The sequence below is a fragment of the Bacillus sp. FJAT-45037 genome (genome assembly GCF_002797325.1).
Taxonomy (GTDB): Bacteria; Bacillota; Bacilli; order Bacillales; family Bacillaceae_D; genus Alkalihalophilus.
In genome coordinates this window covers 3,220,161-3,246,732 of sequence record NZ_KZ454938.1, presented here as the reverse complement: position 1 = coordinate 3,246,732, position 26,572 = coordinate 3,220,161, and the positions used below count along the sequence as shown (strand labels likewise).

Below are 26,572 nucleotides of genomic sequence, written 5' to 3'. Positions count from 1 at the left end.
CTCCATAAAAGTGTTTGATTGCTCAAAATAAAACATTGACGAGATATCATGTATCTCATTTTTTTCGCTTGGCTTTTGTTCAGTTTTCAAAGAACGTTTTTGTTGTGTCGTTGTTAGCGACTTAACAATCTTATCAGCCATATTACATAGCGTCAAGAAGTTTTTAAAGGAATTCATGGTGGGCCTGAGTGGACTCGAACCACCGACCTCACGCTTATCAGGCGTGCGCTCTAACCAGCTGAGCTACAGGCCCTAAAAAAGGCAATAAAAAAAGCACGTCCCACCAATATTTTATTGGAGCGGGTGATGAGAATCGAACTCACATCATCAGCTTGGAAGGCTGAGGTTTTACCACTAAACTACACCCGCATATGAAAATTAAATGGTCGGGAAGACAGGATTTGAACCTGCGACCCCCTGGTCCCAAACCAGGTGCTCTACCAAGCTGAGCCACTTCCCGATACTATACCTTTAAATGGTGCGCCCTGAGAGATTCGAACTCCCGACCTTTTGATTCGTAGTCAAACACTCTATCCAGCTGAGCTAAGGGCGCCAATTGGTGCGGTTGAGAGGAGTCGAACCTCCACGGGGTTATCCCCCACTAGGCCCTCAACCTAGCGCGTCTGCCATTCCGCCACAACCGCTGAATGTATGCTATGAAATCTATACCTTTAAGGTTAAAAATGCGGGTGAAGGGAGTCGAACCCCCACGTCATAAGACACTAGATCCTAAGTCTAGCGCGTCTGCCAATTCCGCCACACCCGCATATGAAACTTTCAAATAAAATGGCGGTCCGGACGGGACTCGAACCCGCGACCTCCTGCGTGACAGGCAGGCATTCTAACCAACTGAACTACCGGACCATATGGTGGAGGATGACGGGCTCGAACCGCCGACCCCCTGCTTGTAAGGCAGGTGCTCTCCCAGCTGAGCTAATCCTCCGTAAACTGGTAACTTACATAATGATTTTTTGGTGACCCGTACGGGATTCGAACCCGTGATACCGCCGTGAAAGGGCGGTGTCTTAACCACTTGACCAACGGGCCTTTTTTATAGGGAAGTTACTGGCGGAGAAGGAGGGATTTGAACCCTCGCGCCGCTTGCGCGACCTACACCCTTAGCAGGGGCGCCCCTTCAGCCACTTGGGTACTTCTCCGTGGCTCCACAGGTAGGACTCGAACCTACGACCGATCGGTTAACAGCCGATTGCTCTACCACTGAGCTACTGTGGAATAATTCGTTGCTGACTTTAAAAATTATACTTGAACACTTTCTAGAAGTCAATATCTTTTTTTAGGAAAACTTTATTAACAGTGAGTGGAATGTCTGTACCTCTCAGCGACTTCTATAATATATCACAGCCTAAAAGAAATAATCAATAGTTTCTTTAGATTTTTTTCTGAAGTTTCCCTTTGCATTTCCCACATACATATTTTTCAGTATTTATCTGTCTCTTTCTCCGATAGATCAAGTGACAATCTTGACATTCGTATGTATATGAAGAATTCAATTGTTTGCTCATTCCAGGTATCGCTTTGCAATATCTTGAGCCACCAACCTCACTTAGCAATGCTTTAAATTCAGGATCACGATGCATATATCCTCTTCCTTCGATATGAAGATGGTAATGACACAGTTCGTGTTTAATAATCTTTACAAGTTCATTATGACCAAATACTTCATATTGTTTAGGGTTCAATTCAATATCGTGCGATTGTAACAAATATCTCCCTCCTGTTGTTTTTAAACGAGGGTTAAATCTCGCCTCATGCATAAATGGTTTGTTGAAATCTCGCTTAGATATTTTCTCCACTAGTCTTTGTAGTTCATCTTCACTCACTTGTTCCACGCACCTCCTCGTCAAAATATAATCAACATTGACAAACTCCACCACATATACTAAATATACTATCACAATCATGAAGGAGTTGGGACATATGCCCACATGGTTACGCACACAACTTCAGCGTGCATTTAAAGAACAAAATCGCCATCAAATAAAGCTATTAAATCAATGTTGGTTCTACTACCAGAGCAGAGAAGATATAGATAAACATCTTGGTTAGTTACATCCTTATAGATAGTCATTTAATTATAGGAAAAAGCTGCGTTTAATAAACGCAGCTTTTCTTTTACTCATTATATTGGTTGTGCAGCTGGTTGTAGCATAGTTAGGGCCACACGACCTTTTTTCGAATCAACATCTTCAACCCAAACTGTAACAATTTCTCCTACAGCAACTACCTCAAGTGGGTGTTTCACAAATCGGTTTGTTAATTTCGATATATGAACCAAACCATCTTGCTTCACACCAATGTCAACAAACGCACCGAAGTCTACCACATTTCTAACCGTTCCTTGGAGCTCCATGCCTCTAGTTAAATCGTCTAACTGAAGAACCCCTTGTTTTAAGAGTGGCTTTGTCACTTCATCACGTGGATCTCTTGTTGGTCTTATAAGGGTTTCAACGATATCTGCAACAGTAGGCTTCCCAAGCTCAAGCTCTTCGGCAATACGCGCCACATCGATCTGTTTAAGCTTTTCACTCAACCCAACTTTTCCTACATCTTTCTTTGTTGCTTCTACCTTCTCAAGCAAACGCTCTGTTTCCTTGTAGGTTTCGGGGTGAATAGCTGTAGCATCAAGTGGGTTTACCCCCTCTTGAACTCGCAAGAAGCCGATACATTGCTCATATGTTTTTGCACCAAGTCTTGGAACCTTTTTTAATTGAGTCCGATTGGTAAAACGGCCTTCTTCTTCTCTACGCTTCACAATATTTCTTGCAACAGTTTTTGATAAGCCAGCAACATACTGTAGTAATGAAACAGAAGCCGTATTAACATTGACTCCTACTTGGTTAACAACAGTCTCTACGACAAAAGTTAACGATTCGGATAACCGCTTTTGTGCTACATCATGTTGATACTGCCCAACTCCGACTGATTTGGGATCGATTTTCACCAATTCTGCTAACGGGTCTTGAAGTCTTCTGGCAATTGATACAGCACTCCGTTCTTCTACCTGGTATTGCGGAAATTCTTCTCTCCCTAAATCAGAAGCCGAATACACGCTTGCGCCTGCTTCATTAACAATCAAATAGTAAATTGAGCCCGGCAAGTCCTTAATAAGATCGGCTATGAATTGCTCAGTCTCTCGAGATGCCGTTCCATTCCCTATCGCAATCATTTCAACACTATGCTTTTTTATCAGCTGCTTAATTTTCATTGCAGCTTTCTCGACTTCATTCCTTGGTGGCGTTGGATAAACAATCCCAATATCTAACACTTTCCCCGTCCCATCTACAACAGCTAACTTACAACCTGTTCGGTAGGCTGGGTCGACCCCAAGAACAATTTTATCTTTCATCGGAGGTTGCAACAATAAGTTTCTTAAGTTTTCTGAGAAGATATGTATCGCCTGTTCTTCAGCCTTTGTTGTTAGCTCGTTCCGGATATCTCGGTCAATCGAAGGCTCAATTAAACGCTTATAACCATCTTGAATGGCCAGCTTAACATATTCAGCTGTGGGTGACTGCCCCGACTGACGCATTACACGTCTTTCGATTTCTGCAACCACCTGCTCCGCTTGAAAATCAAGCGTCACCTTCAACACTCCCTCTTTTTCTCCACGATTTATCGCTAAGATACGGTGAGGAACAATTTGCCGAACCGTTTCTGAGTACTCGTAATACATCTCATAATTTTCCTTCTCATCAGACGCCTTATCTTTCACCACTGTGATGATTTTCCCTTGCTTAAAAGCTCGAGCTCGAATCAACTTGCGTAAGTCTGCATCATCTGATATCCATTCAGCAATAATATCACGAGCTCCAGAGAGCACTTGCTCTTCATCGACGAGTTCTTTTTCATCATTTATATACTTCTTAACCTCTTCACGCACAAGTCCTGTGTTCGGTAATGAAAAAAGCCATTGCGCCAGAGGTTCAAGTCCCTTCTCTTTAGCCACAGTCGCTCTAGTTCTTCTCTTTTGTTTAAATGGTCTATAAAGATCTTCTACTTCTTGAAGCTTGCTTGCTGCTTGAATTTTTTTCGTGAGTTCTTCCGACAACTTGCCTTGCTCATCTATTAAGCGTGTCACCTCTTCTTTACGCGCATGAAGATGATTCGCATATTCCCACTTCTCTACGATCGTACGAATCTGCACTTCGTCTAGTGATCCTGTTAACTCTTTACGATAACGAGCAATAAACGGGACTGTATTCCCTTCTTCTACTAAGTTTATCAAGTTATGAATGTACTTAGCATTTACAGACATTTCTTGCTCGATCATTTTGATAAGATTTTGACTAAATTCACTCATTCACTTCAACCCTTTCACTATCACATTATTTGCCTTTTATCATACCACATTCGAACAAACCTCTAACAATGACCGCAATAATCGTCATCTACATAAAAAAGCATAAACCCCTCTTCCAATAGGGAGGTTTATGCTAATTTACCTACTAATAGTGTGACATCGTCCACTTCGAAGCTGCCATCTGTTAACATTTTTTTTACATCCTCTTTTGGAGAATGCATCGAAAGTAACATATTCTTAGTAAACGGAATTTTCACTCCGTCTGAATACAACATGAATGCACTACCTTCTTGGTAGCGAATGTTTTTACTTGTAATATTGTTTTTGCGACCTGATAAATACCCTCGCATTGGGATCGGTTGCACTCTAGTACCGTCTGGTTGATATAACACAAAAGTTATATTACCGACATTACTGTACGTCAACTCCCTCTTTATGAAGTCAAACTTTAAAATCGTCATCACAATGCCACGTTTGTTAACCATCACCTTATTACAACGATTAACAATGTCTTGCACACCTTCTCTATGATAATTCTCAATAACATCTATAGCTGCTAATGCAGATTCAGAAGCTTCTACTCCACTTCCAAGGCCATCTACAACTGCACAAATTGTATAATTATCTTCTTGAATCACAACATGTGCATCACCAGAATGAATATTACCAGGCTTCGCTTGTTCCACAACGACAATCTCTACACTTTTTTGTTCATAAACAGAAACCATTATAATATCTCCGAAGGCTCTATTTTAATTGATTCACGCAATTTTTCTAAAGCTCTTCTTTGCAACCTTGATACATGCATTTGAGAAATACCTAACTTCACACCAGCATCCTTTTGACTCATATTTTCATAATAAGTCAGTTGCAAAATTTCTTGTTCACGTTCGTTTAAAACTTGGAAAGCTTTATCAAGAAGCATTTGTTGGTCCGTACGCTCAAACCCAGGATCTTCATTACCAACTAACTCAAGTAACGTTACCTCTCCACCTTCTTGATCGGCCTCAAGCGAGCGATCAACAGAAAGGGCTTGATAACTTTTGCTCATCTCCATCGTCTCAAGTACTTCTTCTTCGGTTACCTCGAGATACGTAGCAATTTCATGAACTAGCGGAGAGCGATTTAACTCATTTGTTAATGTATCTACAGCTTTTTTTATTTTAGGACCTAATTCTTTTATCCTTCTTGGAACGTGGACACTCCAAGTTTTATCTCGGATAAATCGCTTAATCTCACCGACGATCGTTGGAACAGCAAATGATTCAAAACTACGACCAAACTCACTATCGTAACGTTTCATTGCTGCCAGTAATCCAACCATTCCAACTTGGAAAAGGTCTTCATCATATTCTCTCCCTCTTGAAAATTTCCTTGAGAGAGATCGGACTAACCCTTCATAATGCTTAACAAGATTTACTTGAACTTCCTCATCTCCATCGGTTTGATAGCGATCGATCCATTCATAAACCTTATCTTTTTTCGAGTTGTGTTGAAGAGATTCCATCGACATTAGGCTCCACCTCATCTCCGTGAATAAACTTCGTCATCCTTAAGACAACTCCAGATTCATCATTAATCTCCACTTTGTCCATTAAAGTGTTAATGAGGAAAAGACCTAATCCACCTACTTTCAGATCGCCCACTGGTTTATTCGCGTCTAACGGTCCTAATTGATTTCGAGTGCCTACAGCATCAAAACTTTGACCCTCATCAGCTATGACAATCTCCATTCTGTCTTCATGTAATATAAACGAAGTCGATATTAATCCTTCACCCTCATAAGCATGATTTACCACGTTCGTACATGCTTCTGCAACAGCAATCTTAATATCTTCAATATCATCATACGTAAATCCTAGACGATTGGCGATTCCAGAAACAGTCAAACGTATAATCCCTACAAATTCAGGTTTAGCAGGGACCTTCATCTCGATGTTGTCAACTTGGTGTTCCGTCATTTCGCTTCCTCCCCTTCGCTTTGTTCAATCTCAATTACTTCATCTAACCCTGTGATCGCGAACAAACGATACACTCGGTCAGTCACTCCAGTTAATACTAATGATCCGCCGTTTGCATCTGCCAACTTCAGGATCCCTACAAAAATACCAAGTCCTGTACTATCAATGTATTGCACATTCGACATCTCTACGACAATGCGTTTATTCTCTTGCTGTGCAAGTGGCGTTAGTGCCTCGCGTAATTTAGGAGCTGTGTAAGCATCAATTTCTCCAGTTACAGATACAAACTCTTTATTATCTAATGATTTATGGGTAATTTCTAAATTCATGTTAATCTCCTCCTAGTATCACGCTGCATTACTTTATACATACCACAACGACAGCTATTTTAAACACTTCGACGCAAGATGATTAGTGTGAAATCATCTTTTAAAATGAAGTTTTGTAATTTCGCCAATTCTCCATATACATGTTCTACCATTTCTTGAGCATTTAAGTGCATATACGATCGAATCATTTGTATTATTTCGTCCCGTTCAATAAAATCATCACCCACTCGACATTCCGTTACTCCATCAGAGAGAAAGACGATAATATCTCCCAGCTCAACATTCTTATGGTATTCACGGAATTTCGTGTGTCGTGACACTCCTAAAACAAGCCCTTTTGCATAGAGCTCATCAAATTGATCAGTACTAGCTGAATAATAGAATCCAGGTTCATGACCAGCACCTGAAAAATGAAATTCATGTGTGCTTGTATCATATGCCCCGTACATCATCGTAATAAACATACTATCATCAACATTTTGCTCGACAACACGGTTTAAGTTCTCAAGAAGATCACCAGGACTTAATCGTTGCTCTGGCAAACTATCCATAGCGTATTTGATCATTGACATACATAATGCAGCCGGAACGCCCTTTCCAATGATATCTGCAATGGCGAATCCAATTTTCCCAAACTCATCGCGAACAAAGTGGTAATAATCTCCACTCATCTTAGTTGCTGGCACACTAATGACACCGATATCTAGCTCATCCGTCATTGGTACCTCTTTTGGTAGTAACGTCTGCTGCATGTTCGCAGCGACATCGATTTCAGATTCAAGTTCCCTCTGCCGATCTCGTAAACTTTGATGCGCACGATGAGCAAGTCCATATCCCATCATGACCTCTAACAGTAACTCGAATGAATCTTGCACTTCATTTGAAACATCCGGAAATAACTCTTCTAAGATCGAACGGTGAATACTTACTAGTTCCTCAGGAGAAATTTGGTGTTCGAGTAAAAGTTTGCTGAATTGTTGTGCTTCATATAAACCTTGTTCACTCTTATCGTGTAAAAAGGTTTGTAGTATCTTTTTATACGTTTCTTCTAGTTTTTGAACAGTATGATCCACTGTTGCCCTGTCCTCCTTTTACCGAAGCCATTTGGTCGAAGTAATGACGGTCCCTTCTCCTACAACTGATTCGATCGAAAATTCATCCATTAATCGTCTTACACCTGGCAGACCTGCCCCCATACCGCTTGAGGTCGTATATCCATCTACCATCACTTGTCTAATGTCTGAAATCCCCGGACCTTGATCCCTAGCGATGACTTTAATCCCCTTAATCACACCAGTTTTTGAAGGTCCTTCAATACGCTCCAAGCAAATCTCTCCACGTTGAGCGTATAAATAGATATTACGCGCTAACTCTGAGATCGCTGTTGTAATTCGTGCTTGGTCGACATTCCCAAACCCGATTTCTTTCGAGAGAGTGCGGCCTGCTTGTCTAGCAGCTACAATCCCCCATTCATTCTTAACCTCAACACAGGATTGGGCTTCCATCGTCACCCCTCCAGTTCCTGTTGTAATTTATCGAGTCCTTGCTCTAAGTCAAGGGCCGTCGGAACCTCTTCAAGCTTTATCCCCATATCAATTAACGTAATTGCTACAGCCGGTTGAATTCCAGTTAAAACAACTCGTGCTCCCATAAGGTTCGACATATCTACGACGTCGCCTAATACTTTAGCAATGAACGAATCGATCATATCTACAGATGTTAAGTCAATGACCACACCTGTTGAACCTTCTTTATGGATTTTATTTAACAAGTCTTCTTGAAATTGAAGAGCTGTTTGGTCGTCTAATTCTACTTGGATACTAATCAATAAGTACTGATGAAGCTTTAAAATGGGTATCCTCATGATTCAAACCTCCGATTAAACTTGTTCGATTTTTTTATTCGTCATTTCTAGTGCAGATTCCATACCTTTACGTAACGTGCTCTTTGTTGGGAACCTTCCTAAGTCGATACCTAAATTCACAATCGTCTGAGCGATTTCTGGGCGAATTCCGACTAAGATACAAGTCGCTCCAACAAGACGTACTGCTTCAGATGCTTGAATAATATGATGTGCCACCATCGTATCAACAACAGGCACTCCCGTAATATCGATTAAGACCACTTGAGAACGGTTTTTAATGACTCCTTCTAATAAATTTTCCATAATCAACTTGGCCCGCGCTGTGTCAATTGTACCGATTAAAGGCATGACCGTAATTCCTTCAAACACTGGAATTAAAGGCGCAGATAATTCAAGAAGTGATAACTTTTGCATTTCAAAAATATCTTCCCATGAGCCCGAGTAATCATTAACTAACCGGTTAATAATTCCATCGATCCAATCTTCGACTTCATTAAATAAACCTACTAGTTCTTGTACATCCGTCTTCGACTCAGATAATGTTGCTAATATCGCACGACGGAAAGCTTGAAGACCTCGTGTGAAATAAGCTAGCGGCCAACCTGACTGAATAAAGCGATCCGTAAAATCTGTCGTACTCTCATTCGCTTGCACTTGATTTTGATCTACTGATTCAAAAATAAAATTCATAAATTCATGATTTGTATTTTCATACACAGTGTCAGAGATTGAGTTCAAATAGTTCTCCTTACGTATTTCTTTGAGTTGCTCCTCCCACCTCTCCGTCAGAACTTCTCTATTTTCATATATAAAAGACACGATATACGGTTGCATCTTATTTCCTCCAGTCATAAGTATAGATATAAATATTATTTCATGAGTTTTACATTCTTGCAAAGATTATTATATTAAAGCTTTTCCAACATATCAATGAACGACCAATTAAAGAAAAGTTACCCTTTTTCTTAGTTTAAAAAAGAAAAAACTCCGCACATGCGGAGTGTTTTCTTAACTAAAAATCAATTAGACCTAAGCTAATAAATAACGCATCATTCACTCGCGTCATCATGTCATCATCTAGATGAGTGATCTTATCGGTCAGGCGCTGTTTATCAATGGTTCGAACTTGCTCTAGCAAAATGACTGAATCACGATCAAATCCGTATCGTTTTGCATTGATTTCAACATGAGTCGGCAATTTTGCCTTCTGAATTTGCGCAGTAATAGCAGCCACTATCACTGTAGGGCTGAACCGGTTGCCGATGTCATTTTGGATAATTAATACTGGCCTTACTCCTCCCTGTTCTGAACCTACAACAGGTGAAAGGTCGGCAAAATAAACGTCGCCTCTTTTAACAATCAACCGCTACACCCCACTTACTAGGCGATCAAGGGTGCTCTCTGCTTCCTCCTCGGCAAGAAAGGCTTCAGACGCAAGGTTTAAATTAATTTTAGCCATTTCCATATAGCCTTGTTGCATCGTTTCACGAATTTGACGTTTCTTCCGTTCACGTAGATACAATTTCGTTGCTTGTGATAAGAACTCACTGTAATTAACATTCTCTTGTTGAATCACACCGTCCACCTCGTTTAACAAATGTTGTGGCAAATTCACTACAATACGCTTTGTACTTTGTCCTGACACGAACATCCACCCCCAGCATCAACCAACGACCTAACTATTATATGTTTTCATAACGCTTTCATGCCTTAACTATTACAAATTACGAACTTTTCTATTCACATACAATGATAGCATTGTCTTGTTTAAAAAGCAAAGAGGATTTAGGTGATGCTTGTAAATTAATAAAAAAGAAGGCTCATCTATTGCATGAGCCTTCTGGGTGATTTATTTTTCGTGTGTACCATATACTGACCTTGCAATGGAAGTCATTTCTTCGGTGCCAAGTTGTGAAGAGGCTAAATAGAAATCAACTCCGTTGTATGACCACATTAAGGACTCTTCTGTCATGACCCCAATGGTGAAGCCTAAATCGACAGGTTCTCCATCACTTACATTCATAGGAGTCATAGCTGGGACCACTTGACTCTTTTCTTGAATCAGTGTAAACGGCATCTCCCCTGCGTATTGTAAAACTACACTCTCGCCGCGATCAGTCTGCACCGTTTGAGATGAGTCTAATGACGTCCCATCTGGCGTGTACATTGGATAGTGGACAGACATCGCCTCTTCTGGAGTCGCCATTGTCGGCTGCTCATTCATTTGAGCTCCATTCATGTTGCGTTCCATATCAAAATCACCTTCATCAAAGCTTGCATTCTCTTCAAATTGAGTGAAATCTAATTGGACAAGAACCTCTAGGTCTGGATTCATAACTTTCACTTGAAGTGGAGCCAATTCTTTTTTGCTAAACGTTATTTCTTGACTGCTTAAGTTCTTATTTTGATAGTTCGTATTCGTTTGGAATACATACGCATCCTCTGTCGCTGTAAATGTTCTCTCTGGGTCCATTAACACGTCTTGAATTAGAGAGCCATATAAGTAGACTTGGCTACTATTAATCGGCCAGTCACTTTGGAAACGGAAACTCTTATTTAGTGCTGGTGTTAACACGAAAACTCCATCATCATTACGAAGGATAATTTGACTTTGATCTTTCGCAGCGTTTTTAAGTGCTACACGATAGTAATCCTTTTCTTGATGCCAAACATCCACTTCATATGTTTGTGGCTCATTCCCAGTCTGCAATGTCATCGTAGCGGTTGCTTTATAACCACTGATTTCCGACAGTTTGCTTTCTAGGTCTCCAAGGATATCATCTTGAGTCTTCTCTCCGCATGCTGCAAGAACAGATACCATTAAGACTAGTGCTATCAACCATCTTACCCTTTTCATACCTTCACCCCTTTGTCTCGATTAACGCCAAAGAAGAGAATTCTACCAATCAAGAGACGGCTTTCTTGTTTGTGACCAGTTGTTCTTACTCAGCTCGGAGTTCTAATGCTCTTGGCACTAGTTAGAGAACTACCCTGGCTTCTTGTTGTCATCTTAGACCTGACTCTACTTGAGTTGGCACAAGCTCTCCCATTCGCATTACAACTATATGAGGCGAAGTAGGACTTTATGCAGACTAGCTTGACAAGCGCTCTAAAATCACTTGAGCAATCGCATTAGACTCACTGTGAGATATTGAAAGGTGAACGGTACAATCTATCTCAGTATGTAAGACAGGCTTACCACTATCTTCATTTAAAACTTCAATGTCGTGCCAACCATAAGTCGCAGATATTCCTGTGCCAGCTGCTTTGACAAACGCTTCTTTGGCAGCGAATCTGCCGGCAATGTATTCTACTAGCCTTTTCTCAGTGAACTGGCAACAAGTAGCTTGTTCTTTTTTTGTTAAAATCTTCTCTAGAAAACGCGGCTGTTTGTCCATCGCCTTCTTTATTCGATCAAGTTCAATAATATCAACACCGATTCCAATAATCATTTATACAACCCCTTCACATTTGATCGTCAAAAGATCAAATTGGTTATTTCATATGAATCTTTTGCTATAATAATATAAGTACATCACTACGATAGGAGGAGTGAACTTGTTTATTCGCCAAGAAAGCTTCTATTCCTTTAGAAGAAATTATCCGATCATCTTCGGACTATTAATCATTCACTTTGCACTATTTCTTTGGATGAATCTCTTACCGGGGGGAAGTTGGATTCGGACAATGGGAGTTGGCTACAACTTGGCCGTCGCTAACGGAGAGTGGTGGCGACTTATCACACCTATTTTCATGCATATCACCGTCGGGCATGTTGTGTTTAACTCCTTTTCTCTTGTCATTTTCGGTCCAGCACTAGAGCAAATGCTAGGGAAGATACGCTTCATTTTGTTTTACCTAACCACTGGTATTATTGCAAATATCGCCACATTTTATTTGGGTGGACTGGGCTACCCTCCACACTTAGGGGCATCTGGGGCAATCTTTGGCTTATTTGGATTGTATGCCTACCTTGTACTCTTGCGAAAAGATCTAATTGATCGAGCAAATTCACAACTAGTAATGACCATCCTTATTATTGGTCTAGTTATGACCTTTGTAAACTCGAACATTAACGTCCTTGCCCATTTATTCGGGTTAATAGGAGGCGCTGCACTTGCACCCTTAATTATAATCGGTGTAAAGCCTTATCAATCCTTCCACCACGTACACGAGCCTGGTGAGGTAACGTTTAACCCCAACCGTTGGGCGAAACAACGTAAAAATAAAAAGGTAATCTCTCGCATATTATGGGTTGGTTTAGGTATCCTTTTGTTAGCTGGAATCTTATCAAACATACTTTAACAAAAAGACCCACCATTCGGGATTAATTCATTCCCCTTTAAAAATGGTGGGTCTTTCTATATTATTTTATTGTTTTAGACCATCTACGAACGTATTCACATTGTGCTTCATCATATCAATGTATGTCTCAGCTCCGCTACCTTCTGTCCCAACAGCGTCTGTATATACACTACCTGCAATCTCTACCTCCGCATTTTCAGCAACCGTCTGCATATATCTCTCATCTACAGTTGTTTCTACAAACACAGCAGGGATGCCTTGATCACGAATAATGTCAACCACACGGGAAATCTGACCTGGCGTCCCTTCTTCACTAGAGTTTAACTCCCAAATCCCAATAGTTTCAAAGCCATATGCTGCCCCAAAATATTGGTATGCATTTTCACTTACAACAATGGTTTTCTTATCAGCTGGAATCTCAGCCACTTCTGCTTGGATCCACTCATCAAGCTCTGTTAATTCATTAATATAAGCTTCTGCATTGGCTTCATATTGCTCACTGTTGTCTGGATCAAGAGTCATTAATTCATCACGAATGTTTTCAACATATTGAATGACATTATTTACATCTAACCATGCATGAGGATCATCTTCATCTGAGTTTCCAACTGGAATGACTTCTTCGATACCATTAGAAACGGAGACAGGCTCTACGCCACCTGCATTATCGACTAATCTCACTAACCACTCTTCAAGACCTAATCCATTAACAAAGAAAATAGATGTGTCGCTTGCCTTCTGGAAGTCACTCGGAACCGGCTCATATTCATGTGGCTCTTCTCCTAATGGAACAATATAATCAACAGTGGCCAAATCTCCTGTCACTCGTTCCGTAAGATCGGCTAAAATAGAAAAGCTCGTAAGAATATTTAGCTGACCAGAATCTTCTGTTGTTCCTTCATCTCCACCGCATGCCGCAACTACTACGAGTAATGTTGATAAAACAAAAAGTAATAACCATTTCTTCACTTCAATCATCCTTTCATAAATATAAGTTTTGTCCTCACTAAAAAAGTTGTGTACAGGCAAAAAATAAAACAAAAAAATATTAGTTTCACCCAATCAAAATATCTTTCCCTTACGCAACTTAATTTTGCCATAGTGCAACTTCTTTGTCTAGTGTTTTATCAAATTTTTCACTTTACTCCGCTTGACACCTTACTGTATGAATCAAAACTCAAGATCGTGCATATCTTTTCATTTACTACAAATAGTATTCACTTGACCTGTTCGATATATCAAAAAAGATTAATCCCATTGCTGCACTAGCAAATATGATTAATCTTATGTACAAGTCTAGATGTTAAGAGCGTGTAACTTTTTTCCCATGCTTATTTGCTCCAGTAGACGCTGTTAAAAATGCAATGTATTCTTTATCGGTTGCAAAATAGTCATGATACTTTTTCACTTAACGGCTTCGAAAAATAACTTATAATCACGTCTTTAACAAACTATTGTAACATCGCTCTTTTTTTATTCACCCTATTTAATCTCCCTATTTGTAAGGACATTCGTCCCTACGATTGCAATCGACCTGACACCTTCCAACGGATTCATAGATCGAACACCAAGAACGTTTGGCATAGCAGATCGGGATATTTTGTTCAGCTGCTTTTTTCTTGAGCACTGATGTTAGATTGTGATTAATAAAATCAGTCAACACCAAGACGAGATCCACATGAGTAGGAATGTCTCTTTTAACCATCTGAGCCTTTCTTCCATTCAAGTGAATAATTTTATCAAAACCTAACTTTTCAAGCTTTTGCGGAATTGAACCTAGCTTATCAGCGCCAACAATAAGTAATGAACTCATATCCTTCTCATCTCCCTTTTGATAATTGTTCTCATCATCATCTTAATTGAAATTAATTATCATTGTCAATTGTATTTTTAGATCATTTCAAATAAAAAAAGAACCCTACTTGGATTCTTTTCTTGATTAATATTTTTTCAGCAAATATCTAAGTGGAATAATTGAGACAATTACAATTAATAAAGCGGAAGGAGCAGCCATATAATACACTGCTTCACTCGTTTCTACCCAGATACGGACAGCCAATGTATCAAATCCAGGGGGACGTAATAACAATGTAGCTGGTAATTCTTTTATACTACTCACAAATACCAATGCACCACCAGCAAGAATGCCAGGTAAGATCGATGGAATAATGACCTTAATCATGACCTTCCAAGGTGGTTGCCCTAAACTCCGTGCAGCTTCATCTATCCTTGGTGAGATCAAACTTAAAGAAGCATCTGTTGATTGCATAGCTTGCGGAAGAAAACGGATGACAAAAGCAATCGCGACAAGATAATACGTGTTGTATAAGATCGGAATGTATTGATTAAAGATAAAAATAACCCCTAATGCCACGATTACACCTGGTAAAGCATAGCCTGCATAACTCATCTTCTCAATTGTTGATGAAACAACTGACGGGTATCTTGAACTGAGATAGACAACGGGTACAGCGAAGACCATACATACAAACGCAGCTATCCCAGATACTCTCACGCTATTCCACGCATACCCCCAAAATCTTGAATCAAGAGCTCCTGCTTGTAGTCCTAACACAGACCAGTAAATAAGCACAATTAACGGCAAAATGAATGCTACAAAAAAGATTGAACATACAAATGTAAAGGCTGGCCATTTCCATTTTCCTAAAGGCAAAATATCTGGTTCTTTAAATGTATTACTTGTTTGATAATAAGATTGCTTCTTCTTCGTACGCGACTCAATCCAAAGGATAATCAGTGTTAGCAAAATGAGTACAACACTCAGTACTGTCGCTGAAACATTATCATAACTCCCCATCTGATAATAGATAGCGGCAGTAAACGTCGTATACCTCATCATCGCAATAGCCCCGAAATCAGATAGCACATAAAGAGCAATTAAAATAGCACCTGCTCCGATAGCTGGGCGTAAAAATGGAATGTTCACTTTCCAAAAAACTTGAGAAGCTGTCATCCCTTGCGACCTAGCCACCTCTTCAAAATTACGATTCATTTTTCTGAGAGTTGCACTTGCAATTAAGAATACGTATGGATACGTGAAGAGCGTCAGAACAGTAAACACACCCCAAAATGAGTAAATGTTAATTGGATATTCTCCGAATGTATTTAATAACCATTCATTTTCACGCCATTCTCTCCACAACCAGCCTCTTGGACCAAATACAATAATATATGTAACAGCTCCTACATAAGGAGGGATAACGAGCGGTAACGCTAACAACCACTGCCACATTTTTCGTCCAGGTAGCCTTGTCCGATTAACAATCCATGCTAATATAACACCAATGGACACGGCAAAAATGGTTACCATAACAGTGAGTGACATTGTGTTCCATATCAGCTGAGGTATACGTGAATCAAGTAAGCGCAACCAACGGTCTGTACCGGCAAACAATGAGAGCCATGCGACATAGAAGACGGGGATCGCCATCAATAACCCAATTAATGCAGATAGTGTCAATAAGACGCCACCCGGTCTACCACTTCGACTCTGTGGTAACCAATTGGTAAAGAAACGGCGAGAGGTTGGAGACATTTTGTCTCCAACCTGATTAGATTGTCTTTTTTTTTGATCGTCTCCGTGGTGCTTATTCATGACGTCACAACTCCCACTCGCCTAAGTATTCCTTATTTCTTACAGATCTAGATCAAGACCTGATTGTTCAATTAATTCACGTGTATCTTCCCACACTTCACCTAATTGACTTAAAGGCATATCATGTGTTTTATAATCAGAAATTGTCGCTGCACCTTCAACCGCTTCAATTTCAGGGTTAATCGGTACTTCAAGTGATGCATAAGAGAATTCTCTTTGATTCTCTGGTTGAAGAATCCACTCTAAGAAAACATGTGCACTATGAGAATTTGGCGCATTCTTCACTAGACCAACACCTGCCGCATTAACAACCGCACCCATTTGATCATCTTCTTGATCTGGGTAAATAACGCCTACGTTGTTATCTGTTGGTTCTGCTAGTTGTTGGTGATAGTAATAGTTGTTTACAAGGCCAAATTTAAACTCTCCAGCTCCTACCGCACGACGAATATCACCGTGTCCTTGTAGGATGGCACCTGCATTATCTTTTACATCACTAATCCACTCTTTAGTCTTCTCATCGCCCCACTCATTACGAAGCGCTGATACATGTCCGATCATACCACCGTTACCACCACGAGTGATAGCGAATTCACCTTCGTATGTCGGATCCATTAAATCTTCAATTGATTTTGGCATTTCTTCTTCGGTAATTAGATCTTTATTATACATTAAAACACGAGTACGTGCTGATAAAGCGAACCAAGAATTATCGTCGGCGCGATATTGTTGGTCAATCGATTCAACACCCTCTGGGTTAGCTTCTTCTAATAAACCTTCTAAACGTAAGTTTTCAAGAGCTCCGATATCATTTGAGATAAAGATATCAGCTTGCGTATTGTTTGCCTCACCTTTAATACGACTTGTAGCATTATCACCTGCATGTAGTGGCATCACTTCAATACCAGTATCCGCAGTGAATTTTTCTAAAAGTGCATCGACGAAGTTTTCATTTCGAGATGAATAAACAACTAATTCTCCTGTTTCTTCCGCTGTTGCCTCCTCATCAGCTTCTACTTCTTCTTGATCAGCCGGTTCTTCAACCGTCTCTTCTTCCGGAGCTTCTGACTCTTCCTCATCAGCACCGCAAGCTGCAAGAGCGAATATAGATACAGCTAATAGACTAAATAAGAATGCTTTTAACCATTTGTTCATTTGTCTTTCCCCCTGTATGTTATGTATGAATTTACTCGGTTAATGATTTTCATTCTCAATCAACCTCACAAGTCATACTATACTGCTATTGATAATCATTGTCAACTAATTTACGTAAAAATTTATAAACTCTTTTGAGCATCCTGCTTTTAAATGAAACGAAAAAGCCCTCAGTACTCTGAGGGCTTTTCCTAGGCTTCTACTAACGCGACCAATTCGGGCTTTATGTCAAAGGACACAATCGCTCCGATTTCGATCTCTTGCTCAACAGGTGCATAAACAACCATCGGCTCGTTAGTGACTCGCTCGTCCCCTAGACGAACTTCAAGCTCTTGGTATTCACCACTATATGTCACACGTTCCACTCGCCCTGAATAACGCCCGTCCTCTACAAGACGACAACCCTCTGGTCGAATCGATATACGCACATCTTCAAGTACTTTATCAGACTGAGATGGCAAACAAACACGTCCAATATGAGTTTCTACATGCTTTAAATCTTCGCACAATGTTCCTGAGAGTAAATTTGTTTTTCCAACGAATTGGGCAACAAAACAATTTTTCGGACAACGATACATATCACGTGGTGACGCAATCTGTTGAATGACGCCTTGATTCATGACAACGACACGATCGGATACAGCAAAGGCGTCCTTCTGATCATGCGTGACAATAATGGCTGTTGTATTCGCTTTACGTAAAATAGTTGTAACATCAAAACGCATTCTCTCACGTAATCCTGCATCAAGATTACTGAACGGTTCATCCATTAATACAACATGCGGTTTCGGCGCTAATGCTCGAGCTAATGCTACACGCTGTTGTTGACCGCCTGAGAGCTCACCTGGAAAACGCTTTGCATAGTCAGATAACCCAACTAATTCAAGCACTTCTTTTGCACGTTTTTTCTTATTTAAGGTACTCCATTTATTCAAACCAAATGTTACGTTCTTTTCAATTGTTAAATGAGGAAAGAGTGCATAATCTTGAAAGACCATCCCAATCCCTCTTTTTTCAGGAGGAAGATAGGAACGATTGTCGTAAACAACCCGATCATCAATCTTAATTGAACCACTAGAAGGTTGCTCAAAGCCTGCTATCATCCGAAGTGTTGTTGTTTTACCACAACCACTTGGACCGAGTAAAGTAATAATTTCCCCTTGCTCGATAGATAGATCAATATTGTCAACAGCTCGTGATTCTGCTTTGTGATACGTCTTCGTTATATTTTCAAGGTTGATAAATCCCATTATGTACGTCCCCCTCAACCTCTTCTTTGAGAATGAATTTCAATCTAAATAGATCATATCACAGCTCAATTCTAAGCGTCAATGCAAAACCACTTTAAAATAGCTTACTTTCATTATTTTCAGTCAATTTTCTTCAAACTATGTAAAGGATTTAACCGTCTCACTATCGGGAATCCTACCTAAATGAAAACTCCATAAAAACTAAGGTTGTACATTATTCCGCTTTTTTTGTACAGTATAAATGACGAAGGAAACGAGGTGCAGATATGGTTGCGAACATGACAGAAGATCAATTACTAGTCCTTGTCATTAAGTATGTGAAAGAATCAAAACGACATTCTCTACAAAAACTTTTAGAAGAACTTCATCCTTATGATTTTGCCCAGCTGTATAAAGGGTTGCCGGAAAAACATCATCATAAATTCCTAACCTTACTAACCCCAGATCAACTAGCCGACCTCATTCAGGAGCTCGACTATGACGTACAAATTGAAATCTTACATAAACTCGGAATTGAGCGTTCTTCTAAAGTTATGAATTTAATGGATAATGATGATCTAGCTGACCTTTTAAATGAATTATCCGCAGATAAAATTCAAGAATTTTTAGACGTCATGAAAAAAGAAGATTCTCAAAAAATACGTTCATTAATGAGTTATCCCGCAGATACTGCTGGTGGACTTATGACCAATCAGTTTGTTTGGATTAATGCCAACCAAACTGTAAGACAAGCTGTAAATAAGCTGAAAGAATACGCTGGTTTCTCGGAGAATATTTACTATCTGTATGTCATTAATGAAGAAAAAAACCTTGTTGGCGTAGTCTCATATCGCGACTTATTAATTGCTGATGCTGATGATTTCATTGAAGACATTATGTTTAATCGTACCGTTTCAGTTAATGTGGAAGCGGACCAAGAAGAAGTCGCTCAAATTATTGAGCGGTATGATTTCATCGCTGTACCTGTTGTCGATGATCAAAACATTTTACTTGGGATTATTACGGTTGATGACGCAATTGATATTGTTATTCGCGAAGCAAATGAAGATATTGAAAAACTATCGGCCTCAGGTAAGGATATTGATTTCAATACAAAAGCTACAACTGCTTCCTTTAGACGTTTACCATGGTTGATCTTATTGTTATTTATTGGTCTTATTTCAGGAAGTATTATTAGTGGGTTTGAAGAAACGCTGGATCAAGTTGTCGCACTGATCTTCTTCATGCCTATGATTGCAGGAATGACTGGGAATACAGGTACACAGTCTTTAGCAGTTGTCGTTCGAGGACTCGTCACAAGTGACGTCGATAAGAAAACAGTGACTAAACTTGTTTTTCGGGAGCTTCGAGTAGGTGTCATTATTGGAATCACCTGTGGATTATTAATCTTAGCAGTCGCTACATTATGGATTGGTAGTTACACTCTAGGATTAGTCGTCGGTTTCTCTCTTCTCATTACTCTAGTTGTAGGAACGTTAGCTGGTACAATTATTCCCCTCTTACTTTATCGTTTCGGCGTCGATCCAGCCGTCGCATCAGGTCCATTAATTACAACGATTAACGATATCTTCTCTTTAATGATTTACTTTGGCATTGCCACTGCCTTCTTAACACAACTACAACATTTATAGACACGTGAAGCAGACTTCTTTAAGAGAAGTCTGCTTTTTCGCATAAACCAGCAACTGTTTATCATTAGATAAGAGATAGCTTGTCCGTTTATGAAGAAGGGAACCATAACATAAAGTCATACTTTCTATTATTGTTGTTGCCTCCATCATTCTAATTACTTCTTCAAAACGTTCCAAGTATCATTAAACTTCGACAGATTTCCAGGGAAATAAATCGAAACAACCACACTTTGCAGAAAAATGTCGCATCCTAAAACAAAAGACACCTCACTCAAAAGAGATCAGTGTCTTTAATCTATGTTGTCATGATATGGCCAATGACCCAATAAAGAAGTCCGTATAACATGGCAACAGACGCGATAATAATAAACAATGCTTTATTCGAAAGTTTCATCGTCTCCACCCTTCATCAACATTCTTCCCGTAGTATACAGTATTTTCTCCGTTTATTGACTGAATTATTTTTGAACATCGCACAGAAAGAGAAAAAGAACTCACGGTATGTTGTCTATTCGCACACCGTGAGTTCTTTTTAGTTATGGTCATGCATACTATACATTCTTGTGTAAATATGTTCTACATCTGCATCTGTCATCAGCATTAGTTTTCTCTCTTGCATCCCCTCGATTTTCGTAAGGAATTGAATCATATTTTCACGTTCTTTCCTGCTCATGCCCTCCACCCTTTCTGTGTTAGTACAAATTCGATTATTTTTTATTATTATATAACAGGAGATTCGGAATGGTCAATCATTTCTTTCATCTTTTTTTAATCACTATTTTTGCCTATTTCTTTACCTAGTAAAAAAAGCTCTCATCCTAAGATGAAAGCTTTTGCATTTTCTTTATTTCATGATTAGAACAGGGCAAGTAGCTTTTTTCATAACTTTATGGCTTACGCTTCCAAGTACCAATTGTTGCAGTTGATTCAAACCGCGACTACCTATGATGAGTAGGTCGGAACCGGTGGCCTTTGCGAAATCCACAATGACCGCGACTGGCTCTCCTCGAATGACTTTAACTTCGTAGTGAATTCCCTCCGCTCGTGCTCGTTGCTCAATCATCAATAATCGTTTCATGCGTTTCTCTGACACACCTAGTGAATCCCAACTCTCTAAAACATCCAATTTAGAGGTGGGACTATCTACTGCGTAGACGACATAAACCATTGTCTCGCGGCCCTTGGCTAGCTCTATCGCTTTTTCTACAGCTTTCATTGACTGCTCTGAACCATCTGCCGCTACAACAATTTGTTTGAACATAGGATCACATCCCCTTATGACTCTATTTCAAAAACCTCTTGCAACCTCGTTAACTCTAACATTTTCTTTACTTGACGACTAACATTGGAAACCTTTACTGTCCCACCATTCTCCGTCGCCCGTTTATGGAGTGTGACCAAAACTCCTAACCCTGCACTATCAATATACTCAACATGTTTCATATCGAACCAGAACGAATGACATCCTTTTTGTAGAAATGGATATACTTGATCACGAATGGACGTTGCTTCTTCTACATATATATTCCCATCAAGTACAATGGTTAACTCACTACCTGATTGACTCATTTTTTGAATACCCATTGTTTGGTCCCTGCCTTCTTTAGAGATTAAATTTCCCTACATTTTCTTTTAATTGTGATGTCATTGAATTTAATTCATTTATTTGTTGCTTCATTTGTTCTAATGAATCGGTTGTTTTCATTGTATATTCCGATAGGTCCTGTGAATTTGTCGCTGTTCTTTCAATCGTGGATGCTACAGCGTCAATCAACTCAATGATCTTATCGGAACTTGCAACTTCTTCATTAGCAATATTGGCGATCTGATCCACATCACTAGCCGTTTTACGAACTGCTTCTAGGATGTACTTTATTGATTCACCTGATTGATGAACCGCTTGAACACCTATCTGAGCATCTTCTCTACTTCGCTGAACCGATACAAGAGCTTCCTCTGTACCAACCGCAATCTTTGAAACGAATTCTCTTACTTCCTTCGCTTCATGATTTGTTTGTTCAGCAAGCTTTCTTACCTCGTCTGCCACGACAGCAAATCCTCGACCACTTTCACCTGCACGTGCAGCTTCAATTGCAGCATTTAAGGCTAATAAATTCGTTTGTTCAGCGATTCCTGTAATCGTATTCGTTAACTGACCAATCCGATTAGAATACTCAGATAGTTCTCCCATGACATCTTCTGAATTCGTTGTACTTTCTTGAATACGCTCCATGCATTCAACTGTTAAAGTGACATGCCTAACCCCATTTTCAGCATACTCTATTGTTGTACCTGAACTCATTGAAGCTGATTTGGCTTTGTCTTTTGCAATTTGAACTAACGCAGATAGTTCAAGCAATGCTTGAGAGGCATCAACAACGGAATCCTTCCCAACTTCAGCATCTTTTACGACTTGCTTTGTGTTTTTCGATGCATTCGCAGCAGCCACCGCCACATCCGTAATTGAAGCCACCATCTCTTCTGAAGTCGAGGCAACTTGCTCAGTCGAGGCATAGACATTTTCATTAATTTCCTTAATGAGCTTACGTAGGTTTTCAATCATTTGATTAACCGAATCACCTAACTCACCAATTTCATCATTTTTCTTCACTTCTACACTCGTCTGTAAATCTCCTTTAGCAACTTGTTTGGTTACCTTCGTAACCGCTTTTAATGGACGTATAATAATCCATTGAATAGCTAAGAGAATAATTGTAGTCGTCACAAATAACGTGATAAATTGGCTTACGTAAACAACTAGATTTCCTCTCATAAGGTCATCAACTATATCGACATTCATGATAAATAAGTTTACTTGACTCGCGATAGGTGTGCTTATTAATAGGCTCAATACAATGGCTATAACTAATTTAAAGCGTATTCCAAACTTCAGACGGCTACTCATCTAACTCTCTCCCTACTGTGGATGTATGTTGTATTACAACCTATTCTTAATTAATGTGACTTCTTGTCCACCCTTTGAAAATAGAATCTCATCACACATTTCCTGCATCATCCAAATCCCTCGACCATTCTCTGCTAAATTATGTGCTGCTTGTCGCAATTTCTCTTGTGTTTTTGTTTTTTCTTGTGTCCACTTCTCTACGTCGAACCCTGGCCCGTAATCCCTTACAACGACTTTCATTTCATCGTCGTTCCAACGACATAAAATGTTAATTGGAAAAAGCACTTCCTTCGCTCCATGCCAAAACGCATTGTTGATCGCTTCATTAACAGCTACTTCAAACGACATATCCTCTGGAAACAGATCATGTAAAACCATCCTGATATCTTTTCTACTCTGACGAAAATCGTCTACTGAATTGATTTCTAATCTCATTTCTTTTTTCATGACAGTTAGTCGCCCACCTTTATTAAGACGGCTGACCTATCATCTTGATGAGGCCCGATTCGTCTCATTTGTTTTAACCGTTCAACTTTCTCATCTAATGAACATTCGTTCTTTAGTACATCGACTACGTTTTGCTCGTAAAATCCATCGGAAAGAAAATACCATTCTTCCTCTTTTTGAATCTCTACAGTAAATGCCGGAAATTCAACATTTTTAAACATCCCTAGTGCATAGCTTGCTCGTTCAAACACTTGCATTTCTGAACATGACTGCTTATAAAAATAGTGAATACCTGCAGGGACAACTTTCAACTGCTCCTTCACAAAATCAAACTCAAAAAAGATGGCTGCCACATAATAAGCATCCGGTAAATAAGAATCAATAATCGAATTCAAATGCCTCACTAGTTCTTCTAACTTCCATCCTTTACGTATTTCTTGTGAAAACAACGTATGTAATGCGGAAACAGTTAACCCCGTGGCCAGACCGTGGCCCATGACATCAATTAAAAACCCTCTCATGAGGTGTTGTTCTTGATACAAATCTGTTAAAACACCCGGTTCTATTTCAGTTACGTAGAAAAAAGAATCTCCGCTAATTACTTCGGCTGGTTGATAGACTGTTTGAATCTCGACAAAAGCATCTTTGTACAGAGACGGTAGAAATGACCTTTGGACTTCTTTCGCTCGAGTTAATTCATCCTTGCACCGAACGATTTGGTCGTGTCGCTCCCCTGTAATCATAGTTAATTCTTCATTTAGATTTCGAATACTACATAATGTACATTTATAGAGCGTGCTGAGCTCTTCACTTGGCCATCTCATTTGTAATAGACTAGTTGCCTGACCCGTGTCAGAACTTTCCTTTATACACGTAATCAACTTCATCTTTTCAGAGTCTAAAATAAACGAACGAAAATCGCTCTTATACAAAATGGCCTCGCTCAACGACGTTTGCTTTTTAAACACATTGTTCCAATTCGTGATTTCAAATTGTTGATTGATGCATATTAGGAATTGATCCAATTCCCTCACCTCGTCTCCAGTTCTAATAATGAGACTTTATCATCACTTTGTAAACGGGAAACCAATAAAAAATAGTTCTTTTTACATAAAAAACACGAGATGGTCTCATGACCTTCTCGCGCATCAATCAGAATAGTATTGATTCTAGTTTTTTGGCTTTGTTAATCCTTCAAGAAGGATTGAAAATAAGATCTCTGACCATTTTTCATTACTAACATCCACATCCTTTTGAGTGTAGATGATCTTTAGAAGGATATTCGTTTTCATCAAGGCAGAGATGTCTTGTCTCAAAAGCCCTTGTCGATCGGATCGCTCAAAACAGTCAGATATCTTTTGGAAGAGCCAATCATACTGTGTCTGCACTGTACCGATCTTGAAAGCAACAGTATCAGAGACTGTGTTATTTATACTAGAGGCCACCTCTAATATAAATAACACATTCGATGAGTCAATTAAAAGTTGGATGACTTTATGCAAATAAATCAATGGCTGGTCCTCATCCTTAAGTTGATCTAAACGTTTGGTTATGAGAGTCATTAAACGACTGAGGTGTTCTGCGACTAACTCTTCTTTATTTGCATAATACTCATAGATTGTGCTTCTACCGACACCTAGTTCATAAGCAACTAATTTGAAATTTATTTTATCATAACCTACCTGCAAAAGTAGTTCTCCAGTCACGTCCATTAGCTCTTGTTCATCAACTTTTTTCTTTCTAGCCATTTTATCCTCCATTCTACTAAGGCTTTATAACCAGTATACCTCCCCTTCCAAAAAGTTCAAATCTTTTCACTTGGTTTAATTTTCTAAAAGACTATAAAACCTCGACTGAAAATCTGCTACAATACACTCAACTACACGTAACGAAAGGATGAATCGATTGAAATCACTTGCGATAATTACAGGTGTCAGTCGTCAAAGAGGCATTGGTGCAGCAATTGCAAAAGCTTTCGCAGAGCAAGGCATTGACCTTTTTCTCACCTATTGGAAAGCCTATGATGACGAGTTGAATTTACCGACAGAACAAGATGACTTACGTAAAATAAAAGAAGAGGTATCCTCTCACGACGTTAATATTTATCAATTTGAATTAGATTTATCAAAGCCTTCTTCCTCTAAGGATCTTTTCGATAAAGTGAAAGAGGTTTATGATCGACCTGCTACTATTTTAGTTAATAACGCATGCTGCTCCATAAATGCCTCAATAAAAACATTGACGCCAGAACTACTCGATCGTCATTATGAAATCAATATTCGTGCGACAACTCTACTTGTGGCTCAATTCGCTAAAGAATTACTAACAAACGGGAGGATTATAAATCTGACCACAGGTTGGAATAAAGGAACGATGCCAGATGAATTGCCTTATGTCCTTACAAAGTCCGCCATCGATACGTTAACCTACACTCTCGCTCCAACTTTAGCCAAACAAAGAATTACCATTAACGCGATTAACCCAGGTCCAACAGACACGGGCTGGATGACAAATGAGATTAAAGAACATCTTCTCCAAAGGTTTCCCCAAGGACGGATCGGTAACCCCAATGATGTAGCTAAATTAGCGACTTTTTTAGCAAGCCCAGAGGCAGAATGGGTAACTGGTCAAATTATTCATTCTGAGGGAGGATTTATTAATAGTGATGGTTGAAGTCAAACACTTTGCATTCGTCTCTTTAAATGAAATAGACTATAAAGTGATCCAGACAAATTCACAGAACGTTTACTAAGAAAGATAAAATGTTAGAAGGAGCCGAACATGACCC

The 26,572-nt window shown here is 39.5% G+C and carries 30 protein-coding genes, 11 tRNA genes and 1 pseudogene; 4 read left to right on the top strand and 38 right to left on the bottom strand.

The genetic code is table 11. The annotated features are described in order from the left end of the window. Positions 1-176: 176 nt before the first annotated feature. The 12 genes from CDZ88_RS16560 to CDZ88_RS16505 form a co-directional block, all read right to left on the bottom strand. Positions 177-253 (bottom strand) — tRNA-Ile (locus tag CDZ88_RS16560). A gap of 42 nt (positions 254-295) precedes the next feature. Further along, a tRNA-Gly gene (locus CDZ88_RS16555) sits at positions 296-369 on the bottom strand. A gap of 14 nt (positions 370-383) precedes the next feature. Then, positions 384-460 (bottom strand) — tRNA-Pro (locus tag CDZ88_RS16550). A 16-nt stretch (positions 461-476) separates the two neighbouring features. Then, positions 477-553, bottom strand: a tRNA-Arg gene (locus tag CDZ88_RS16545). Positions 554-557: 4 nt separating this feature from the next. Next, positions 558-644, bottom strand: a tRNA-Leu gene (locus CDZ88_RS16540). A 40-nt stretch (positions 645-684) separates the two neighbouring features. Next, positions 685-766: transfer RNA gene (locus tag CDZ88_RS16535), tRNA-Leu, on the bottom strand. A 21-nt stretch (positions 767-787) separates the two neighbouring features. Then, positions 788-864, bottom strand: a tRNA-Asp gene (locus tag CDZ88_RS16530). A gap of 3 nt (positions 865-867) precedes the next feature. Further along, a tRNA-Val gene (locus CDZ88_RS16525) sits at positions 868-943 on the bottom strand. A gap of 29 nt (positions 944-972) precedes the next feature. Continuing rightward, positions 973-1,047: transfer RNA gene (locus CDZ88_RS16520), tRNA-Glu, on the bottom strand. A 19-nt stretch (positions 1,048-1,066) separates the two neighbouring features. After that, positions 1,067-1,157 (bottom strand) — tRNA-Ser (locus tag CDZ88_RS16515). Position 1,158: 1 nt separating this feature from the next. After that, a tRNA-Asn gene (locus CDZ88_RS16510) sits at positions 1,159-1,233 on the bottom strand. 155 nt (positions 1,234-1,388) lie between these two features. After that, positions 1,389-1,841 carry a SprT family protein gene (locus tag CDZ88_RS16505; RefSeq protein WP_100374740.1) on the bottom strand — a complete coding sequence of 151 codons (453 nt, stop codon included), beginning with the start codon at positions 1,839-1,841 and terminating at the stop codon, positions 1,389-1,391. A gap of 97 nt (positions 1,842-1,938) precedes the next feature. Between CDZ88_RS16505 and cmpA the strand changes: the two genes are divergently transcribed. Beyond that, the gene (gene cmpA, locus CDZ88_RS16500; protein ID WP_100374544.1) at positions 1,939-2,067 is read left to right on the top strand and encodes a cortex morphogenetic protein CmpA; all 129 of its coding nucleotides are present in this window, start codon (positions 1,939-1,941) and stop codon (positions 2,065-2,067) included. Positions 2,068-2,140: 73 nt separating this feature from the next. On the opposite strand, the gene CDZ88_RS16495 is transcribed toward cmpA, so the two are convergent. The 13 genes from CDZ88_RS16495 to acpS form a co-directional block, all read right to left on the bottom strand. Further along, complete coding sequence (locus CDZ88_RS16495; RefSeq protein ID WP_100374543.1) at positions 2,141-4,321, bottom strand: Tex family protein; 2,181 nt, start codon at positions 4,319-4,321, stop codon at positions 2,141-2,143. A gap of 128 nt (positions 4,322-4,449) precedes the next feature. Then, entirely contained in the window at positions 4,450-5,049 is a 600-nt protein-coding gene (locus CDZ88_RS16490) for a PP2C family serine/threonine-protein phosphatase (RefSeq protein ID WP_100374542.1), read from the bottom strand. Beyond that, complete coding sequence (gene sigB, locus CDZ88_RS16485) at positions 5,049-5,834, bottom strand: RNA polymerase sigma factor SigB (protein WP_100374541.1); 786 nt, start codon at positions 5,832-5,834, stop codon at positions 5,049-5,051. Before sigB ends, CDZ88_RS16490 begins: the two co-directional genes overlap by 1 nt. Continuing rightward, positions 5,794-6,282 (bottom strand): anti-sigma B factor RsbW, encoded by a 489-nt coding sequence (rsbW, locus tag CDZ88_RS16480; protein WP_100374540.1) that lies wholly within the window; start codon positions 6,280-6,282, stop codon positions 5,794-5,796. The genes sigB and rsbW overlap by 41 nt, the downstream gene beginning before the upstream one ends. After that, a complete protein-coding gene (locus CDZ88_RS16475; protein WP_100374539.1) occupies positions 6,279-6,611 on the bottom strand; it encodes an STAS domain-containing protein in 333 nt (110 codons plus the stop codon). Before CDZ88_RS16475 ends, rsbW begins: the two co-directional genes overlap by 4 nt. A 59-nt stretch (positions 6,612-6,670) precedes the next feature. Then, positions 6,671-7,684 (bottom strand): PP2C family protein-serine/threonine phosphatase, encoded by a 1,014-nt coding sequence (locus tag CDZ88_RS16470; protein ID WP_100374538.1) that lies wholly within the window; start codon positions 7,682-7,684, stop codon positions 6,671-6,673. 18 nt (positions 7,685-7,702) lie between these two features. Continuing rightward, positions 7,703-8,116 (bottom strand): anti-sigma regulatory factor, encoded by a 414-nt coding sequence (locus CDZ88_RS16465; protein ID WP_100374537.1) that lies wholly within the window; start codon positions 8,114-8,116, stop codon positions 7,703-7,705. 2 nt (positions 8,117-8,118) lie between these two features. Further along, complete coding sequence (locus tag CDZ88_RS16460) at positions 8,119-8,475, bottom strand: STAS domain-containing protein (RefSeq protein ID WP_100374536.1); 357 nt, start codon at positions 8,473-8,475, stop codon at positions 8,119-8,121. A 15-nt stretch (positions 8,476-8,490) separates the two neighbouring features. Then, positions 8,491-9,309 carry an RsbT co-antagonist protein RsbRA gene (locus CDZ88_RS16455; protein WP_100374535.1) on the bottom strand — a complete coding sequence of 273 codons (819 nt, stop codon included), beginning with the start codon at positions 9,307-9,309 and terminating at the stop codon, positions 8,491-8,493. Positions 9,310-9,487: 178 nt separating this feature from the next. Next, positions 9,488-9,838 (bottom strand): type II toxin-antitoxin system PemK/MazF family toxin, encoded by a 351-nt coding sequence (locus tag CDZ88_RS16450; protein WP_012957256.1) that lies wholly within the window; start codon positions 9,836-9,838, stop codon positions 9,488-9,490. A 3-nt stretch (positions 9,839-9,841) separates the two neighbouring features. Then, the gene (locus CDZ88_RS16445) at positions 9,842-10,126 is read right to left on the bottom strand and encodes a CopG family ribbon-helix-helix protein (protein ID WP_100374534.1); all 285 of its coding nucleotides are present in this window, start codon (positions 10,124-10,126) and stop codon (positions 9,842-9,844) included. A gap of 198 nt (positions 10,127-10,324) precedes the next feature. After that, positions 10,325-11,332: a LolA family protein gene (locus CDZ88_RS16440; protein WP_100374533.1), complete on the bottom strand. Its 1,008-nt coding sequence runs from the start codon at positions 11,330-11,332 to the stop codon at positions 10,325-10,327. A 235-nt stretch (positions 11,333-11,567) separates the two neighbouring features. Continuing rightward, positions 11,568-11,927, bottom strand: a complete 360-nt coding sequence (gene acpS / locus CDZ88_RS16435; protein WP_100374532.1) for a holo-ACP synthase — start codon at positions 11,925-11,927, stop codon at positions 11,568-11,570. A gap of 100 nt (positions 11,928-12,027) precedes the next feature. Between acpS and CDZ88_RS16430 the strand changes: the two genes are divergently transcribed. Then, positions 12,028-12,780 carry a rhomboid family intramembrane serine protease gene (locus CDZ88_RS16430; RefSeq protein ID WP_442857103.1) on the top strand — a complete coding sequence of 251 codons (753 nt, stop codon included), beginning with the start codon at positions 12,028-12,030 and terminating at the stop codon, positions 12,778-12,780. Between the two features lie 66 nt (positions 12,781-12,846). Here CDZ88_RS16430 and CDZ88_RS16425 read toward each other — a convergent pair whose 3' ends face one another. The 5 genes from CDZ88_RS16425 to CDZ88_RS16405 form a co-directional block, all read right to left on the bottom strand. Beyond that, positions 12,847-13,758, bottom strand: coding sequence for a metal ABC transporter solute-binding protein, Zn/Mn family (locus tag CDZ88_RS16425; protein WP_100374739.1), 912 nt, complete (start codon positions 13,756-13,758; stop codon positions 12,847-12,849). Between the two features lie 517 nt (positions 13,759-14,275). Next, on the bottom strand, positions 14,276-14,593 hold the full coding sequence (locus CDZ88_RS16420) for a DUF2325 domain-containing protein (RefSeq protein ID WP_100374530.1): 318 nt from the start codon (positions 14,591-14,593) through the stop codon (positions 14,276-14,278). Positions 14,594-14,719: 126 nt separating this feature from the next. Continuing rightward, a complete protein-coding gene (locus tag CDZ88_RS16415) occupies positions 14,720-16,396 on the bottom strand; it encodes an ABC transporter permease (protein ID WP_100374529.1) in 1,677 nt (558 codons plus the stop codon). Positions 16,397-16,435: 39 nt separating this feature from the next. Then, positions 16,436-17,551 carry an extracellular solute-binding protein gene (locus CDZ88_RS16410; RefSeq protein WP_100374528.1) on the bottom strand — a complete coding sequence of 372 codons (1,116 nt, stop codon included), beginning with the start codon at positions 17,549-17,551 and terminating at the stop codon, positions 16,436-16,438. 191 nt (positions 17,552-17,742) lie between these two features. Next, positions 17,743-18,801 carry an ABC transporter ATP-binding protein gene (locus tag CDZ88_RS16405; RefSeq protein ID WP_100374527.1) on the bottom strand — a complete coding sequence of 353 codons (1,059 nt, stop codon included), beginning with the start codon at positions 18,799-18,801 and terminating at the stop codon, positions 17,743-17,745. A 266-nt stretch (positions 18,802-19,067) separates the two neighbouring features. On the opposite strand from CDZ88_RS16405, the gene mgtE reads away from it, so the two are divergent. After that, positions 19,068-20,432, top strand: a complete 1,365-nt coding sequence (gene mgtE / locus CDZ88_RS16400) for a magnesium transporter (RefSeq protein WP_100374526.1) — start codon at positions 19,068-19,070, stop codon at positions 20,430-20,432. A 532-nt stretch (positions 20,433-20,964) separates the two neighbouring features. On the opposite strand, the gene CDZ88_RS16395 is transcribed toward mgtE, so the two are convergent. From CDZ88_RS16395 to CDZ88_RS16365, 8 genes and pseudogenes are all read right to left on the bottom strand, one after another. Continuing rightward, complete coding sequence (locus tag CDZ88_RS16395; protein ID WP_100374525.1) at positions 20,965-21,105, bottom strand: BH0509 family protein; 141 nt, start codon at positions 21,103-21,105, stop codon at positions 20,965-20,967. A gap of 171 nt (positions 21,106-21,276) precedes the next feature. Next, positions 21,277-21,693 carry a universal stress protein gene (locus tag CDZ88_RS16390; protein WP_100374524.1) on the bottom strand — a complete coding sequence of 139 codons (417 nt, stop codon included), beginning with the start codon at positions 21,691-21,693 and terminating at the stop codon, positions 21,277-21,279. Between the two features lie 14 nt (positions 21,694-21,707). Beyond that, positions 21,708-22,016, bottom strand: coding sequence for an STAS domain-containing protein (locus tag CDZ88_RS16385; RefSeq protein WP_100374523.1), 309 nt, complete (start codon positions 22,014-22,016; stop codon positions 21,708-21,710). Between the two features lie 19 nt (positions 22,017-22,035). Then, positions 22,036-22,908 carry a methyl-accepting chemotaxis protein gene (locus CDZ88_RS16380; protein ID WP_442857132.1) on the bottom strand — a complete coding sequence of 291 codons (873 nt, stop codon included), beginning with the start codon at positions 22,906-22,908 and terminating at the stop codon, positions 22,036-22,038. Between the two features lie 81 nt (positions 22,909-22,989). Beyond that, positions 22,990-23,205 (bottom strand): annotated as a pseudogene (locus CDZ88_RS18075) (HAMP domain-containing protein); the annotation flags it as partial. A gap of 165 nt (positions 23,206-23,370) precedes the next feature. After that, entirely contained in the window at positions 23,371-23,784 is a 414-nt protein-coding gene (locus CDZ88_RS16375; RefSeq protein ID WP_100374521.1) for an ATP-binding protein, read from the bottom strand. 5 nt (positions 23,785-23,789) lie between these two features. After that, the gene (locus CDZ88_RS16370) at positions 23,790-24,809 is read right to left on the bottom strand and encodes a PP2C family protein-serine/threonine phosphatase (RefSeq protein ID WP_100374520.1); all 1,020 of its coding nucleotides are present in this window, start codon (positions 24,807-24,809) and stop codon (positions 23,790-23,792) included. A gap of 144 nt (positions 24,810-24,953) precedes the next feature. Beyond that, on the bottom strand, positions 24,954-25,532 hold the full coding sequence (locus CDZ88_RS16365) for a TetR/AcrR family transcriptional regulator (RefSeq protein ID WP_157796575.1): 579 nt from the start codon (positions 25,530-25,532) through the stop codon (positions 24,954-24,956). 148 nt (positions 25,533-25,680) lie between these two features. Between CDZ88_RS16365 and CDZ88_RS16360 the strand changes: the two genes are divergently transcribed. After that, positions 25,681-26,457, top strand: coding sequence for an SDR family oxidoreductase (locus CDZ88_RS16360; RefSeq protein ID WP_100374518.1), 777 nt, complete (start codon positions 25,681-25,683; stop codon positions 26,455-26,457). Positions 26,458-26,572 lie beyond the last annotated feature (115 nt).